Source organism: Kitasatospora sp. NPDC056731 (genome assembly GCF_040687675.1).
GTDB lineage: Bacteria > Actinomycetota > Actinomycetes > Streptomycetales > Streptomycetaceae > Kitasatospora.
In genome coordinates this window covers 175958-191599 of the sequence record NZ_JBFBNR010000011.1, presented here as the reverse complement: position 1 = coordinate 191599, position 15642 = coordinate 175958, and the positions used below count along the sequence as shown (strand labels likewise).

At 74.4% G+C, this 15642-nt stretch carries 11 protein-coding genes and 2 pseudogenes; all 13 read right to left on the bottom strand.

The genetic code is table 11. The features are described 5' to 3' along the window. Positions 1-72: 72 nt before the first annotated feature. The gene (locus AB0R04_RS14275) at positions 73-1698 is read right to left on the bottom strand and encodes an amidohydrolase (RefSeq protein ID WP_363371002.1); all 1626 of its coding nucleotides are present in this window, start codon (positions 1696-1698) and stop codon (positions 73-75) included. Continuing rightward, positions 1695-2549 carry a PaaX family transcriptional regulator C-terminal domain-containing protein gene (locus AB0R04_RS14270; RefSeq protein ID WP_350879095.1) on the bottom strand — a complete coding sequence of 285 codons (855 nt, stop codon included), beginning with the start codon at positions 2547-2549 and terminating at the stop codon, positions 1695-1697. The genes AB0R04_RS14275 and AB0R04_RS14270 overlap by 4 nt, the downstream gene beginning before the upstream one ends. Before the next feature lie 53 nt (positions 2550-2602). Next, positions 2603-3361: an Asp/Glu racemase gene (locus AB0R04_RS14265; RefSeq protein ID WP_363371001.1), complete on the bottom strand. Its 759-nt coding sequence runs from the start codon at positions 3359-3361 to the stop codon at positions 2603-2605. 48 nt (positions 3362-3409) lie between these two features. Beyond that, positions 3410-4312: a fumarylacetoacetate hydrolase family protein gene (locus AB0R04_RS14260; RefSeq protein ID WP_363370999.1), complete on the bottom strand. Its 903-nt coding sequence runs from the start codon at positions 4310-4312 to the stop codon at positions 3410-3412. Positions 4313-4367: 55 nt separating this feature from the next. Further along, positions 4368-5549: a cupin domain-containing protein gene (locus AB0R04_RS14255; protein WP_363370996.1), complete on the bottom strand. Its 1182-nt coding sequence runs from the start codon at positions 5547-5549 to the stop codon at positions 4368-4370. Next, positions 5546-6517, bottom strand: a complete 972-nt coding sequence (locus AB0R04_RS14250; RefSeq protein WP_350879099.1) for a carbon-nitrogen hydrolase family protein — start codon at positions 6515-6517, stop codon at positions 5546-5548. The genes AB0R04_RS14255 and AB0R04_RS14250 overlap by 4 nt, the downstream gene beginning before the upstream one ends. Before the next feature lie 17 nt (positions 6518-6534). Further along, positions 6535-8934, bottom strand: coding sequence for an FAD-dependent monooxygenase (locus tag AB0R04_RS14245; RefSeq protein ID WP_363370994.1), 2400 nt, complete (start codon positions 8932-8934; stop codon positions 6535-6537). Further along, a pseudogene (locus AB0R04_RS14240) lies at positions 8931-9302 on the bottom strand (thioesterase family protein); the annotation flags it as partial. The gene AB0R04_RS14245 and the pseudogene AB0R04_RS14240, both read right to left, overlap by 4 nt. 48 nt (positions 9303-9350) lie before the next feature. Beyond that, positions 9351-10958: pseudogene (locus tag AB0R04_RS14235) on the bottom strand (AMP-binding protein); the annotation flags it as partial. Between the two features lie 219 nt (positions 10959-11177). Next, entirely contained in the window at positions 11178-12167 is a 990-nt protein-coding gene (locus tag AB0R04_RS14230; RefSeq protein WP_363370992.1) for a hypothetical protein, read from the bottom strand. Between the two features lie 255 nt (positions 12168-12422). Then, positions 12423-13436, bottom strand: a complete 1014-nt coding sequence (gene adhP, locus AB0R04_RS14225) for an alcohol dehydrogenase AdhP (protein WP_363370991.1) — start codon at positions 13434-13436, stop codon at positions 12423-12425. Positions 13437-13569: 133 nt separating this feature from the next. After that, positions 13570-14073 (bottom strand): GNAT family N-acetyltransferase, encoded by a 504-nt coding sequence (locus tag AB0R04_RS14220; protein WP_363370988.1) that lies wholly within the window; start codon positions 14071-14073, stop codon positions 13570-13572. Beyond that, positions 14070-15395, bottom strand: a complete 1326-nt coding sequence (locus AB0R04_RS14215) for a DUF6271 family protein (RefSeq protein ID WP_363370985.1) — start codon at positions 15393-15395, stop codon at positions 14070-14072. The genes AB0R04_RS14220 and AB0R04_RS14215 overlap by 4 nt, the downstream gene beginning before the upstream one ends. Between the last annotated feature and the right edge of the window lie 247 nt (positions 15396-15642).

The following is a 15642-nucleotide window of genomic DNA, read 5'->3' as shown; positions in this document are numbered from 1 at the left end:
CCTGCCGCCATGGCGATCCACCACCGGGTCCAGCTCGTGCTGCCGGACCCGGTGCGCGGTGGTGGTGGACCGTTACGCGGGAGCGGGGTGGACGGTCCACCCGCCGACGACCGTGCGCTCGGGCCGCAGCTCGCGCAGCACGTCGACCGGGCAGCTCAGCGGATCGACCGGCCACACCGTCAGATCGGCCAGCGTCCCCGGCCGCAGGCTGCCGCGTTCGGCGCTCTCGCCCATCAGCCGGGCCGCGTGGACGGTGTGCAGCGCGACCGCCTCGGCCCGGTCGACGGCGTGCTCGGGCCCGACCACCCCGGCGGTGGTCCGGCGGGTCGTCATGCCCCACACCGACACCATCGCGCCGTACGGGCCGACCGGGAAGTCCGAGCCGGCGGCCAGCAGCGCGCCCTCGTCGAGCCATTCGCGCAGCGGGAAGATCCCGGCGGTGCGCTCCTCGCCCCAGGCCCGCTGCTGGGCGAGCGCGCCGTCGTGCAGCAGCGGGTGCTGCACGGTGACGGGGATGCCGAGCGCGATCGCCCGGGCCCGCTGGTCGGCCCGGGCCAGCCCGCCGTGCTCGACCACCAGCGTGCCGGGCGGCAGGCCGGGGCGCCGGCCGAGCACCTCCTCGAAGACGTCCAGCAGGGTGCGCAGGCCGCGGTCGCCCCAGGCGTGCACGCCGACCCGCCAGCAGCGCCCGACCACCCGGTCGACGGCCGCGACCAGCTCCTTGGGCTCCCAGAGCAGCCGGCCGTGGTAGCAGGGCCGGTCCTGGTACGGCTCCTCCAGCGCGCCGGCCTCGAAGCCGCCGTCGATGCCGAACTTCACCCCCCACAGCCGCAGCAGGTCGTCGTCCTCGCCGGCGGCGCGCCAGGCGTCCATCCGGTCCAGCAGCTCGTCGACCTGTTCGGGGGTGCGGGCGGCGAAGCCGGAGACCAGCGCCCGGACCCGGACGGCGAGCGCGCCGGCCGCCCGGGCCGCGAGCAGCACGTCGAGGTCCTCGACCGGGACGAGGCAGTCGCGGACGGTGCCGATGCCGGTGGCGGCGTAGTCGGCGGAGGCGGCGCGCAGGCCGGCCACCCGTTCGGCGAGCGCGGGGCGCGGCAGCACCCGCTCGACCAGTTCGACCGCCTTGTTGACCAGCCGTCCGGTGAGCCGCCCCCGGTCGTCGCGTTCGAGCAGGCCGCCGGGCGGGTCGGGGGTGTCGTCGGTGATGCCGGCGAGGCGCAGCGCGGCCGAGTTGAGCACCATGTTGTAGGCGCCGCGGCGGACCAGGACGGGGTGGTCGGAGGTGGCCTCGTCCAGTTCCGCGGTGGTGGGCAGCCGCTGCTCGGCGAGCAGCACCTCCTGCCAGTTGACGGTGGTGTGGATCCACTGGCCGGGCGGGGTCCGGGCGGCGCGTTCGCGGATCAGGCCGAGGAAGGCGGCGAGGTCGCGGGCCCGGTGGACGGGGACGCCGTGGACGCTGTGGCCGGCCAGGATCAGGTGGGTGTGGGTGTCGTCGAAGGCGGGCAGCACCGTGGCGGCGGGGGCGTCCAGGACCTCGGTGGCCGGTCCGATCAGGTCGTCCAGGCCGTGCGGGTCGGCGGACAGGGCGGTGATCCGTGCCCCGGTGACGGCGATCGCCCGCTGCGGCGGCCGACCGGGGACGAGGGTGTGGACGGCGGCGGCGCGGACGAGGAGATCGGCGGGGGCGGGGTCGGTCATCGCGGCTCCTGGTGGGGTGGGGCGCCGGCCGGCAGGCCGGTGACCTTCTCGACGTGCCGCAGGCTGGGCTCGGCGAGCAGCGCGTGCAGCTCGGTGAAGACGGCCCGCGCGGCGACGGCGTTCCAGTCGGCGGGCAGCAGCGGCTCGGGCAGGCCCGGGTCCAGGTAGGGCAGCCGGCGCCACTGGGTGAGCATCGGGACGTAGTCGCGGAACGCCTCGACCGGGTCGACCCGCGGCCGGCCGCGCAGTTCGGCGGCGACCGGGCGCCAGGCGTCGTCGAAGGCCGCGTACTGCGCCTCGATCGCCGGGAAGTCCCACCAGCCGGCCACCGCGGTGCGCAGTTCGGCGAAGCCCGCGTACTCGGCGGACAGGAACAGGTGCACGTAGGCGCTCAGCCCGAGGCGCTCCAGCAGCCGCCGGGCGTCCGGCAGCAGCCGGGCGGGCGCCAGCCAGACGCCGGGGGCGGCGTTGCCGAAGCCGAGCCAGCTCAGCCGGGAGCGCAGCTGGTGGCGGTGGGCGCGTTCGGACTCGGGCACCGAGAAGACCGCGACCACCCAGCCGTCGGCGAGTTCGGCGGGCTCCAGACTGTGGAAGATCCGGCGGTCGCCCTCCTCGAAGACCGGGCCCATCGCCGGGGCGAGCCGGTAGCCGGTGCCGTCGCGGCGCTCCTGGAACAGGGTGCCGGCCTTCTTCAGCCGGGAGATGGCCGAGCGCACCGCCGGGCCGTCGACGTCGAGTTCGGCCATCAGCGCGATCAGGTCGGCGATCGAGATCCAGCCGCCGAGGCGGCGCACGAACTCGCCGTACACGGTGTGGATGAGGGAGCTGGGCCGGGTCGTGCTCTCCGACATGGTGCGCCTCCTCCCCGGCAGCTCGTGGTGATCATAGCGGTGGGAGCTCCGCGTCAGGCGTGGGCGTAGGCGCCGGAGAGCAGGTGTCCGGCGCCGGGGGCGACGGCCGGCAGGCCGAGGGCGCGCAGCAGTTGGTGGGTGGTGCAGATCGCCGCCGAGACGACCGGCTTGCCGAGCTGCTGCTCGGCCTCCTCGACGGCGGACAGCGAGGGCAGCTGCACGCAGGCCGAGAGCACCACCGCGTCGGCCTCGGCGTGGGCGAGACGCCGGGCGATGGCGGGGAGCCGCGCCGGGTCGTGGGCGGCCACGTCGAGGTTGTCGGGGATCTCCAAGGCCGCGTAGTCGAGCACCTCGATGCCCTCGTGGGCCAGGTAGTCGACCACGGTCCGGGCCAGCGGCCGCAGGTACGGGGTGACGAGGGCGACCTTCTTGGCGCCGAGCGTGTGCAGGCCGGTCACCAGGGCGCCCGCGCTGGTGACCACGGGGGCGGGGGCGCCGTTCTCGGCGGTGCGCCGGTGCAGGCGCTGTTCGGCCTCGCGGTGGTAGCCGGGGCCGGTGGCCATCACGGCGACCAGGCAGGCGTAGCCGAGCACGTCGACCCGGGCGTCGGAGAGTTCGGCCGCGCAGCGGTCGGACTCGGCGTCCATGGCGCGCAGTTGCTCGGGGGTGACCCTGGTCATCCGCATCCGGCTGGAGTGGAAGGTGAACCGCTCGGGCGCGACCGCCTCGCGGGCCCGCAGCAGGGCGGGGACCTCGGTCTCCATGGTGACGTTGGAGCTGGGGACGATCTGGCCGATCCGGTAGGTGGTCATGGGGTGCTGGGGCTCCTCTCGGGAGCTGGCCGGGGTGGGGTGCTCCGCTCAGCGGGCGTCGACCACCGGGTTGGCGAGGGTGCCGATCCGTTCGATGGTGGCCTCGACCAGGTCGCCGGGCTGGAGGAACTGCGGCGGCACCAGGCCGGCGCCGACGCCGGACGGGGAGCCGGTGGCGATCACGTCGCCCGGTTCGAGGGTGACGCCGGAGGAGATGTCGGCGATCAGGCGGGCGATGCCGAACAGCATGTGGCGGGTGTTGGAGTCCTGCCGCAGCTCGCCGTTGACCCTGAGCGAGAGGTCGAGGTCCTGCGGGTCGGGGATCTCGTCGGCGGTGACCACGACCGGGCCGAACGGCGCGTAGCTGTCCTGCCCTTTGGAGAAGAACCACTGCCCGGAGCGGCGCTGGTCGCGGGCGCTGACGTCGTTGACGATGCTGTAGCCGAAGACGTGCCGCCAGGCGTCCTGCTCGGCCACCCGGAAGGCCGGTTCGCCGATCACCACGGCGAGTTCGCACTCCCAGTCGAGCTGCTTGGTCAGGTCGGCGTTGTGCCGGATGGGCTGGCCCGGGCCGGTGACGGCGGTCGCGGGCTTGCTGAACAGCACGGGCCGGTCGGGCAGTTCGCGTTCGGTGTCCAGGGTGCGGTGCGATTCGGCGACGTGCTCCACGTAGTTGAGGCCGACGCCGACGATCTTGCCGGGCCGCAGGGGCGCGCGCAGCGACACCTCGGCGAGCGGGCGGACGGCGGGGTGGCCGGGCCCGACGTGGGCCAGCAGCGTGCGGGCGGTGGTCAGCGCGGCCTCGCCGGCCCGGACCAGGCCGAGCAGGCCGTCGGGCAGTCGGGCACCGGCGGCGGTGGCGAGGGCGGTCAGGTCGGCGACCTGGTCGCCGAGCCGGGCGCCGAGGCGCGGGGTCTCGTCGCCGTCCGCGCAGTAGGTCAACAGGTGCATGGTCGGGGCTCCTTGGGGGTGCCGGGCGGTGGTGGGCCGGGGTGTGTCCTGCGGGTCAGGCCGGGCCCTGGTGGCCGTCGTGCTCCGGGTATGCCTCCTCGCGGTAGAGGCCGAGCGAGTGCATCACCGGGAAGTCGTTGAAGGAGAACAGGCAGGCGTCCTCGCCGGGGTCGAGGTTCGCGTGCTCGTGCCAGGCCCAGGACGGGACGACGAAGACGTCGCCCTGCTGCCACTCGAAGCGCCGCCCGGCGATCACCGAGACGCCCCGCCCCTTGGCCGCCGTGTAGACCACCGAGCCGGTGTGGCGGTGGGCGCGGGTGGCCTGGCCGGGGCGCAGCAGTTGCAGGTGGGCGGCCATGGTCGGCATCACCGGGCCGCCGGTGACCGGGTTGGTGTATTCCATGATGACGCCGTCGTACGGCGATCCCCCGGTGGCGCGGGCGAGTTGGCGCAGCGCGTGGTAGCTGGGCTCCCAGGGCCAGCCGAGCAGGGGGGAGTAGGGCCTGCTCCAGGTCTCGACGCCGTACGGGAGCAGGTTGCCGCTGTAGCTGAGCAGCGAGGAGTTCACCACCGTGCCGGGCCGCTGGTAGAGCTCCGGGTGGACCTCGTAGAAGTTCGCGTCGAGCATGTTGACCAGCGGGATGTCCAGGCCGTCCTGCCAGATCACCGGGGCGTCGTCGGACTCGTTTCCGTGCTCGTGCCAGGAGTTGTTGGGCGTGATGGCGAAGTCGCGCGGGCCGACCTTGAGCTTCTGGCCGTCCACGACCGTCCAGGCGCCGGTGCCCTCGTGGACGAAGCGCAGGGCGGCGGCCTGGTGGCGGTGCGCGGTCATCGCCTCGCCGGGGCCCATGATCTGGAGGCCGGTGTACAGCAGGCCGACGGCGGCGCTCAGTTCGCGGCGCCCGGGGTTGACCAGCATCACCACCCGGCGGCCGGCGTCGTCGGCCTTGACCAGCGGCAGCGCCTTGCGGACCAGCGGGCGCAGGTCGGCGTAGCGCCAGAGCACCGGCACCGACTTGGGCTGCGGGTACCAGGGCTCGATCTCGTTCGCCACCGTCCACAGGGCGCCGGCCTCGTGTTCGGCCAGTTCCTCGTAGTAGGCGGTGAGTTCGGGGCTGTCGGTGACTCTGGCGCGGCCGAGCTGGTCGTCGTCGTGGCCGGCCGTGCGCCCCTGGTCGGTGGCGCCGTGGGGGTCGGTGGTGCCGTGGCGGTCGGTCGTGCCGTCGTGGCTGGTCATGCCTGCTCCTCCGGGAACACCAGCGGCCGCAGCGGGCGGTTGTCCACGTGCAGCCGGAAGACGTCGAAGCGGTTGTAGTGGCCGACGATGTCGTGCATCTGCTTGGGCTGGATGCACCGGCCGAGGTCGATCTCGGCGTAGACGATGCCCTCCTCGTCCACCAGCGGCTCGCCCACCGGGCGCCCGTCGGGGCCGAAGACGCCGGACAACGCGCTGCGCGGGCGGGCGAGTTGCTTGCGCACCTGGTGGTCGTCACCGGCGATCAGGTCCACCATCTCGGGCGAGATGGTGGAGCAGGAGACCACGGTGAACAGCTTGCCCTCGAAGCAGTGCGCGGCGGCGCGCAGCGCGATCGCCTCCGCCATGTCGTAGTCCTCGGGGGCCACCGGCAGGGCGATGTAGCTGGCGGCGTGGACGAGTTCGCCCTGGGCCAGCAGCGTGAAGCGGGCCAGGGTGTTGGTGTTCTCGCCGCAGGCCAGCGCGCCGAGCGGGCCGACGGCCGTGCGGTGCACCCGCAGGGAGCTGCCGTCGCCGGGCGTCCAGGTCAGCTTCTCGGCCCAGGTCGGCACCAACTTGCGGTGCACATCGAGGAGTTCGCCGTCCGCGCCGATGATCAGCAGGGTGTTGTAGAGCACCCCGAGGCTGTGCCGGCCGCGTTCGTTGACGCCGATCACCAGCACCACACCGGCCTGCCGGGCGGCGGCGCGCAGCGTGTCCACGTACGGGCCGGGGACGTCGACGGCGGCGCGGTAGAGGCGCTCGTACCAGGGCGAGCCCTGCACCGGGTTCATCGTCCAGTTCCAGTACGGGTAGCCGGGGACGAAGACCTCGGGGAAGACCACCAGGGCGGCGCCGTGGCCGGCCGCCTCGTGGATGAGGGCGACGGCCTTGTCGACGGTGGCGGCCGGGTCCAGGTAGACGGGGGCGGCCTGGACGGCCGCGGCGGTGAAGCGGGGCAGGTCGGGCATGGTTCCTCCTCGGCTGCTCAGCGCGGTTCGGGGGTGGGCGGCGGCCAGCGGCGGTGCACCGGCGCGGCGGGCTCGGCCAGCAGGTGCAGGCGCGGTGCGACCCGGTCGGCGTTCGGGCCCGGCGGTCTGCGGCTGCCCGCCGACCAGGGGTCGGGCCAGTGCGCGCCCGGCCCGGTGTAGCCCTGCTCGGCGGCGGCGTGCAGCGTCCAGAGCGGGTCGTACAGCTGGGCCCGCCCGATCGCGACCAGGTCGGCCCGCCCGGCCAGCAGCACGGAGTTGGCGTCGTCGTGCCCGGAGATCGCGCCGACCGCGATGGTCGGCAGGCCGGTGGCGGCGCGGATCAGTTCGGCGAACGGGGTCTGGTAGCCGCGTCCGTACGGCGGCCGCTGGTGGGCGACCACCTCGCCGGTGGACACGTCCACCGCGTCCGCCCCGCCGTCGGCCAGCGCGCGGCCGATCGTGACGGCCTCCGGTGCGGTGGTGCCGCCGGGCGCCCAGTCGCAGGCCGAGATCCGCACCAGCAGTGGCCGCCCGGCCGGCCAGAGCGCGCGGACGGCCGCCAGCACCTCCAGCGGCAGCCGCAGCCGGTGTGCGAGCCGGCCGCCGTAGCGGTCGGCGCGGCGGTTGGTCAGCGGTGAGAGGAAACCGGAGAGCAGGTGCCCGTGGCCGAACTGCAGCTCCAGCGCGTCGAAGCCGGCCCGCGCCGCGCGTTCCGCCGCCTCGGCGAAGTCCTCGACCACGGTGGCCAGTTGGGCGGCGGTGGCCGCGTGCGGGGCAGGGCTGTCCGGGCCCCAGGGGAGCGGGGAGGCGGCGAGCAGCGGCCAGCCGTCGGCGAGCGGGCGCCCGATCCCGTCCGGGCCGGGTGCGGCGGTGGCGCCCCGGCGGCCGGCGTGGGTCAGCTGGAGGCCGACCGGGGTGTCGCTCACCGCGCGGACGGCGTCGACGAGTTCACACCAGGCCGTCTCCTGGCGGTCGTTCCACAGCCCCGGGCAGCGGTCGGTGGCCCGGCCCCCGGGGCTGACGGCGGCCATCCCGGCGAGGACCAGCCCGGCGCCGCCGAGCGCGTGCGCGGTCAGCTGGGCCCGGTCGAAGCCGCTGGGCAGGGTGTCGGTGGAGGTGAAGGTGGCGAGCGGGGGCACCACGACGCGGTTGCGCAGCTCCAGGGCGCCGAGCTTCAGCGGCCGGAACATCGGCGGCACACCGGGCGGGCCGCCGGCGGCGGCGTCCACCGCGTCGACGAACCCGGGGTCGCGGGCCCGCAGGTTGCCGTAGGTGACCCGGCGGCTGCGGGTGAGCAGGTTGAACGCGAACCGGTCGGCGCCCTGCCCGGCGCGCCGCTCCACCGTCTCGAACCACTCCAGGCTCGCCTGCGCGGCCCGCTGGGTGGACTCCACCACCGGGCGCCGCTCCGCCTCGTAGGCGGCCAACGCCTGCTCCAGTACCGGTTGTTCGTGCAGGCTCGCGGCGAGCGCGAGGGCGTCCTCCAGGGCGAGCTTGGTGCCCGAGCCGATCGAGAAGTGTGCGGAGTGCGCCGCGTCGCCGAGCAGCACCACGTTGCGGTGGCGCCAGCGGGCGTTGCGCACGGTGGTGAAGCGGATCCAGCGGGAGGCGTTCGGGATCAGCCGGTGGCCGTCCAGGTGTCCGGCGAGCAGCTCGGCGCAGCGCCGCACGCTCGCCTCGTCGCTCTCGCCGCGGGCCGGCTCCCGGGCGGCGAGGGTGTCGAACCCGGCCCGCCGCCAGGCGTCTTCGGCGATCTCCACGATGAAGGTGGAGCGGGTCGCGCTGTAGGGGTAGGCGTGCACCTGGAGGGTGCCGAAGTCGAACCGCTCGACGATGAAGGTGAAGGCCTCGAAGACCTTGTCGGTGGCGAGCCAGATGTAGCGGCAGTGCCGCTCGTCCAGGTCGGGCCGGAAGGTGTCGGCGTGGGCCGCGCGGGTGCCCGAGTGGATGCCGTCGGCGGCGACCACCAGGTCGTACTCGGCGGCGAGCCGGTCGACCGGAGGGGCGGGGGTGCGGTAGCGCACGTCCACCGCGAGCTGCTCGCAGCGCCGTTGCAGGATCGCGCGCAGCCGGTTGCGGTCGAGTGCCGCGAAGCCGTGCCCGCCGCAGGTGCGGACCTCGCCCGCGTAGCGCACGTCGATGTCGTTCCAGCGGGCGAACTCGGCGCCGATCGCGGCGAAGACCTCCGGGTCGGCCTGGGCGATGCCGTCCAGGGTCTCGTCGGAGAACACCACGCCGAAGCCGAACTCGTCCTGTCGGCCGTCGCGTTCGAACACGGTGATCTCCCGGTGCGGTGCCAACCGCTTGGCGAGCGCGGCGAAGTAGAGCCCGCCCGGACCGGCGCCGATCACCGCGATGCGGCGGGCCGCGCTGGTGCGGGCGGCGGCTGGGATGGTGGTGCGGTCCGCGGTGGTCACCGCACCACCTCCGGCTGTTGCGGTCCGGCCTCGGCCAGCGCGCGGCGCACCGGCGCGGGCCAGGGCTCGGCGCCCTTGGCGTTCGGCGCGGCGTGCACCACCGACATCCGCCCGGACGCGGCCAGGCCCTGCGGGCCGTGCACCTCGAAGGCGTAGTGCAGCGAGGAGCCGCCGACCCGGACCACCCGCAGCTCGGTGCGGACCAGGTCGCCGAACCAGAGCCGCTCGCGGTAGTCGGCCTCGAAGTGCACCCGGGGGATCCGCCCGAACAGCTCGGCCAGGCCCAGCCGGCGCAGCAGCGCCGCCTCCGCGGCCTCGGCCCAGCGCTGGACGGCCGAGAAGTGGTAGTGCCCGGCCGCGTCGGTGTCGGACCACTCGACCCGGCGCTCGATCGCCACGCTGGCCGGGGCGGTCGCGGCCCGCCGGCGCAGTTCGGCGCGGTGCAGCTTGCCGGTGGCGGTGCGCGGCAGCCGGGTGACGAACTCGACCGCGCGCGGGTACTTGTACGGCGCGATGGTCCGTTTGACGTGCTCCTGGAGGCTCCGCACCTGTTCCGGCCCGGTGGGCGCGCCCTCGCGCAGCACCACGTAGGCCTTCACCACCGTGCCACGCCGTTCGTCCGGCGCCCCGACCACCGCGCAGTCGGCGACGTCGGGGTGGGCGGCGAGGGCCTGCTCGACCTCGGGGCCGGCGATGTTGTAGCCGGCCGAGACGATCATGTCGTCGTTGCGTGCCTGGTACCAGAAGTAGCCGTCCCGGTCGCGGAGGTAGGTGTCGCCGGTGAGGTTCCAGCCGTTGCGGACGTAGTCGCGCTGGCGTTCGTCGTCCAGGTAGCGGCAGCCGGTGGGGCCCTTGACGGCGAGCAGGCCGGGCACGCCGTCCGGCACCGGCCGGCCCTGCTCGTCGAGGACGGTGGCCCGGTATCCGGGGACGGGGCGGCCGGTCGCGCCGGGGCGGATGTCGCCGTCGGCGGCGGAGATGAACACGTGCAGCAGCTCGGTGGCGCCGAGGCCGTCGATCAGCCGCTGCCCGGTGGCCGCGTGGAAGGCCTCCCAGAGGGCGGCGGGCAGGTGCTCGCCGGCCGAGATGCAGCGCCGTACGCCGGACAGGCGGTCGGCGAGCCCGGCGGCCAGGATCGCCCGGTAGGCGGTCGGAGCGGTGAACAGCACGCCGACCCGGTGCCGGTGGACCTGCTCGGCGAGCTGCTCGGGGGTGGCCTGCTCCAGCAGCAGGCTGGCGGCGCCGGCGCGTAGCGGGAAGACCACCAGGCCGCCGAGCCCGAAGGTGAAGGCGAGCGGCGGGGTGCCGGCGAACAGGTCGTCGGGGGTGGGGCGCAGGAGGTGGCGGGAGAAGGTGTCGGCGTTGGCGAGCACGTCGCGGTGGAAGTGCAGGGTGGCCTTGGGCCGTCCGGTGGTTCCGGAGGTGAAGGCGATCAGCGCGACGTCGTCGGCGGCGGTCGGGACGGCGGTGAAGCCGCCGCTCTTGGCGGCGCAGCGGGCGGTGAGGTCGTGGGGGCCGGGCCCGCCGAAGGGGAGCACCCGCAGGCCGGGTGTCTCGGCGCGGGCGAGGTCGTCCAGGTAGCGGTGGTCGCACAGGGCGATGGCGGGCCGGGCGATCCGGTGCAGTCCGGTCAGTTCGGCGGCCCGCAGCAGCGGCATGGTGCTGACGGCCACGCCGCCGGCCTTCAGGACGCCGAGCCAGCAGGCCACCAGCCAGGGGGTGTTGGGGCCGCGGAGCAGCACCCGGTTGCCGGTGGCCAGGCCGAGGTCCTCGGTCAGCAGCCGGGCCACCCGGTCGGCGTGGTCGCGCAGTTCGCCGTAGGTCCACTGGCCGGTCGGGGTGAGCAGGCAGCGGCGGTCGGGGCCGTACCGGGTGATCGTTGCGTCGAGCAGCGCCTGGGCGCAGTTCAACCGGTCCGGATAGGCCAACTCCGGTATGTCGAAGAGGAGTTCGGGCCACTGGTCGAAGGGCGGGAGATGGTCGCGGCAGAACGTGTCCACGTGCGCGGAGGGGGATAGCTCCATGGGCGGGCACCTCATCGTGCGAGCGGGGAGTGAGGCCAGTATGGCGTGTTGGTGACGCCAGTCAAGAGAGCGATACATGCATTCGGGGGAGCGGGCGCCGCGCGGCCTCACCGGTGGCCCCACCCGTGTCCCGGCGCAACGGCAGCCGCACCCGGCGACCGGTGCGGTCGGGGTGCGGCGGGTTGGGTAGGGGCTGCGGCAGGCGGGGGTGCGGCAGGGTCAGGCGGTGGCCCCCTGGGCGGCGGCGTCGGGCTCGCGGCCGTCCTCGGCCTGCTGGGCGCGTTCGGCCAGCAGGCGGGCGAACAGAGCCAGCACCGGAGTGGCGGCGTCGGCGCCCGGGCCCGAATCGCGGACGTACAGCAGCGTGGTGCCGACCCGCACCAGGGCCTCCGCCCCCTCCGCGCCGTGCGTCCGGGCGGCCCGCTGGTCGCCGATCGAGGGGAGGGGGGCGGCGGCGGCCGCGTCGGCGCCGCCGACGTGGGCGAGCATCGCCTCGAAGGCCCGGCCGGCGGCGTCGGCGGAGGCGAAGGTGACCACGGTGAACTGTGCGCTGTGCGTGGTCACGGCGCGGAACGTCACGGTGGCGTACGCGAGTTGCTGGTCACAGGCATCCGGGAGCAGGCAGGGCACGTCCTCGCCCGGGCCCGCCCCGGACTGCGGGCCGCTCTCCACCTGCCAGCCGCCCGGCATGGCCCGCAGATCGGGCAGTACGCCCTGCACCTGGGCGGGGTCGCGCAGCGTCCGCCCGGCGTGGGCCAGGTCGGGCCCGCCCGGCCGCAGCAGCGGGCGCGAGCCCAGGTTGATCCCGACGGCGACCAGGGCGGCGACCACGATCAGCGCCAGCGTGACGAGGACGGGGGCGGCGCCGATCCGGGCGGCCCGGGCCTGGGCCCCGGCGACGGCCGGATCGACCCGGAGGTGGACGGTCGGCGGGTCGGCGGGCCGGCCGAGTTCGGTGGTGGCCAGGTACCGGGCGAACGCCGGGTCCGAGGTGAGCAGTTCGCCGACGGCGGCGGTCAGCCCGGCCCGCGCCCGGGCGTCCCCCGGGCTCGCGTCGACCGCGTCCACGGCCCGGGCGCCCTCCGGCGTGGCCCGCAGCCGCGCCCGCACCAGATCCGCGACCGCCCGCCCCGGGCCGCCCGCCACCCCCTCGGCCGCCCGTATCAGCACGCCCACCACCACGGGCACCAACTCCTGGCCGTCCCCCATGGCAACTCCCCCCGCCCCACGAGTCGTTGCCCCCACGATCCCGGACCGGACGGCGCCGCGCCCCCCACCGGACGGAACGGAGACGGAACTGCAACCGGGCCCGGACGGACCTGGGGCGGGCGTGACCCGGGGGGCCACTGGTACCCGAACGGGCCGGCCGAGGGGGCGGATCGGCCGCGAGTTGTGTCCTGACAAGGGGGGCGGACGGATGCCAGGCGCACCTGCTCGGCCGGGGCCGTGCTCAGCGCAGGCCGCTCAGCGCAGGTCGAAGACCAGGCGGGCGGAGACCTTGCCGCCCAGCACCTCGTCGAAGCAGGCGTTCACCTCCTCCAGGCGGCGGGGCTCAAGAATGACGCGGGTGCGGCCGAGGGCGTGCAGGCGGAAGACCTCGGCGAGGTCCTGGCGGGTGCCGACGATCGAGCCGATCACCCTGGTGCCGTTCAACACGGTCTCGAACACCGGCAGTTCGAGCTTCCCGCCGGCCGGGAGTGCCACCAGCACGAGCGTGCCGCCGCGCCGCAGGGCCCCGTAAGCGGCCTGGAAGGAGGCGTTGCTGACGGCGAGGGCGATGGCCGCGTGGGCGCCGCCGAGCGCCTGGACCTCGGCCGCGACGTCCTGGGTGCGGGCGTCGAGGACGTGGTCGGCGCCGAGTTCGCGGGCCAGGGCGAGCTTGTCGTCGGTGACGTCGACCGCGATGGTCTCGGCGCCGAAGATCCGCGCGTACTGGAGCGCCAGGTGGCCGAGCCCGCCGATGCCGGAGACCAGGACCCGGGTGCCCGGGCGGGCGCAGGAGACCTTGAGCGCCTTGTAGGTGGTGACGCCCGCGCAGGACAGCGGCGCGGCGTCGAGCGGGTCGAGGCCGTCGGGGACGGGCACCACGTAGTCGCCGTGCGCCAGCGTGTACTCGGCGTAGGCGCCGTCCACCGAGTAGCCGCTGTTGTGCTGCTGGAGGCAGAGCGTCTCCCAGCCGGAGACGCACTGGTCGCAGCGCCCGCAGGCGTCGGCCAGCCAGGGGATGGCGACCCGTTCGCCGACCCGGACGTTGCGCACCTCCCCGCCGACCGCCTCGACGATCCCCACGCCCTCGTGGCCGGGTACGAACGGCGGGTTCGGCTTGACCGGCCAGTCGCCGTGGGCGGCGTGGATGTCGGTGTGGCAGAGGCCGGACGCCTCGATCCTGACCCGGACCTGGTGCGCCGCGGGCTCGGGGACTGGGCGGTCCTCGATGACCAGCGGCGCGGTGAAGTCGTGGACGACGGCGGCCTTCATGCGCTCTCCCTCGGTCGGTGGTGATGCTGCTGGCGGCTGGGCGCAGCCGTCAGCAGCATCACTCGACGGGGTGAGTGCCGCAGCCCGGACTACTCCGGACGAGTGGACGAGCGGACGAGTGGACGAGTGAAGGTCAGCCGGCCGCCACCGGCATCGACATGTAGACGGCGCGCTTGCCGTAGCAGGCCGGCACCGTCACCTCGCGGTGTGCGCGGTAGCCGAGCAGCCGCAGCAGGATGTCGGTGCCGCGGACCGCGACCATGGAGATCCGCTCGAAGCCCTGCTCGGACGCCTGCTCCCGGAAGTGCCGGATGAACCCCAGCGCGACCTCCCGGCCGCGCAGGTCCTCGGCGATCACCAGGTCGTGCACGTGCAGGTTGTCCGACGCGAACACCGCCTCCTCCGGCCGGTCGAGGCTCGGGCAGCGCAGCGGCGGGTACGGCAGGCTCAGCAGGTAGCCGCGGACGGTGCCGTCCTGCTCCAGCACGAAGCAGGTCCGCGGCGAGGCGAGGGCACGGGACTGCAGCGCCTCCCGGCCCTCCGACAGGCCGTCGGCCGCGTAGGCGTCGTGCTCCAGTGCGACCACGGCGTCCCAGTCGCCGTCGGCCAGGAGCCGGATCCGGAGGTCCTCGCTCACCCGGCCGCGACCTCCGAGGCGGTGCCGAGCCCTTCCGCGCGGGAGGCGGCCACCAGCGCCGCCCAGGCTCCCATCAGCACCGCCCAGCGCTCGGCGTCCTCCTGCGCCTCGTCCAGGAGCTGCTGGCGCTGCTCGGCCACCGCGTCGGCGAGCTCGGCGTACTTGCCGCCCAGCTTGCGGTAGGAGCGGTCCAGGACGTCCAGGCAGTGCTCGTTCCCGGCTCGGTCCCAGTCGACGCTGCCCCGCACCAGGCCGAGGATCGGCTCGATCTTCAGCCCGTGCCGCTCGTCCAGCAGGTCGCGGCCGAGGTCGATCATGCCGCCGTAGACCGGGTACAGGTACAGCATCGAGAGCAGGAACTTGACGAACCGCATCTGGTAGGAGATGAAGCCGTCGCCGATGCGCCGCTCGGGCGTGTAGTAGTTGACGATGTGGCGGTTGTGGACGACGCCGGGCAGCCGGGAGTGGACCATGGCGTGCAGCAGGGCGTAGTCGCTGCCGATGGTCTTGACCGAGGGCAGCAGCGGCAGCACCTCGTAGGCCCGGTGGTCCAGGGCGATGTTGCACATGTAGACGTCCCAGATGTCGGGCACGCCGAGGACGGATTCGTCGGTGGTGAACGGCTCGGAGCCGGCGCCCTTGAAGGAGACGTCCACCATCGCGTCCCGGTCCTCCTCCGGCCACACCGGCGGGGTCCACAGGCGCACCACGTCGCGGTAGATGTCCGGGTCCAACTCGTGGATCTCGCTGATGTCCACGTTGAGCTCGCCGATGAAGGAGCCGCTGACCAGCATCACCGGCTTGTCGGCGTCGGCCGGGTCGAGCTCGGAGCGGGTCACGCCGGCCGCCGCCTCGCCGGCCGGTCGGCCGATCGAGAGCAGCTCGTGGTGGATCGGGAAGATCTTCCGACCGTCGACGACCTGGAAGTCGGCGTCGTCGTTGCGCAGGTGCGCCGAGGTGCAGCCCAGGGCGGCCGCGCCCAGGAAGAGCCGGTTGACGCAGGAACCGTACGCGACGGCCGGCGGGAGCATCATGTCGAGCAGCAGTCCGGGGTCGGCGGCGCCGGAGCGCTCGGCGACCCGGCGCAGGAACTCCCGCTGCTGCGCGTTGCCGAGGTGGTGGACGACCACGCCGGGGGTGGGCTCCAGGGCGGCCACGGCGCCCGCGTTCTTCGCGAACTGGACGGCGTCGGTGGTGTCGAGGATGAGGAGGTGCACCTCGACGTCGAAGTTCGCGACGGCGTAGGCCGCTTCCTCGGCGAGTTCCACGATGGTGTCGGGGCAGGATCGCATGGTGGGCAGGGCGAGGCAGACTCGTTGCATAACGGTGGAATCTCCGTCGGTTCGTCAGAATCGTGGCGGTGATGACGGTATGAGTGCTTTTCGCGCACCACCGTGGACTAGACCAGTTCCGAAGTCAACGATTGACAGAGCGGCTGCGGCGGGGTGGAATGCGCCCCCGCCCGACGGCTTTCCGGAGCCTCTCGGGCTTCCTTCCGGGCAGGGCGGAGCGCGGGTCCGGTGGCACGCGGTTCGGGCCCCCGGGTCCGTACGCGAGGACGAATTCCCG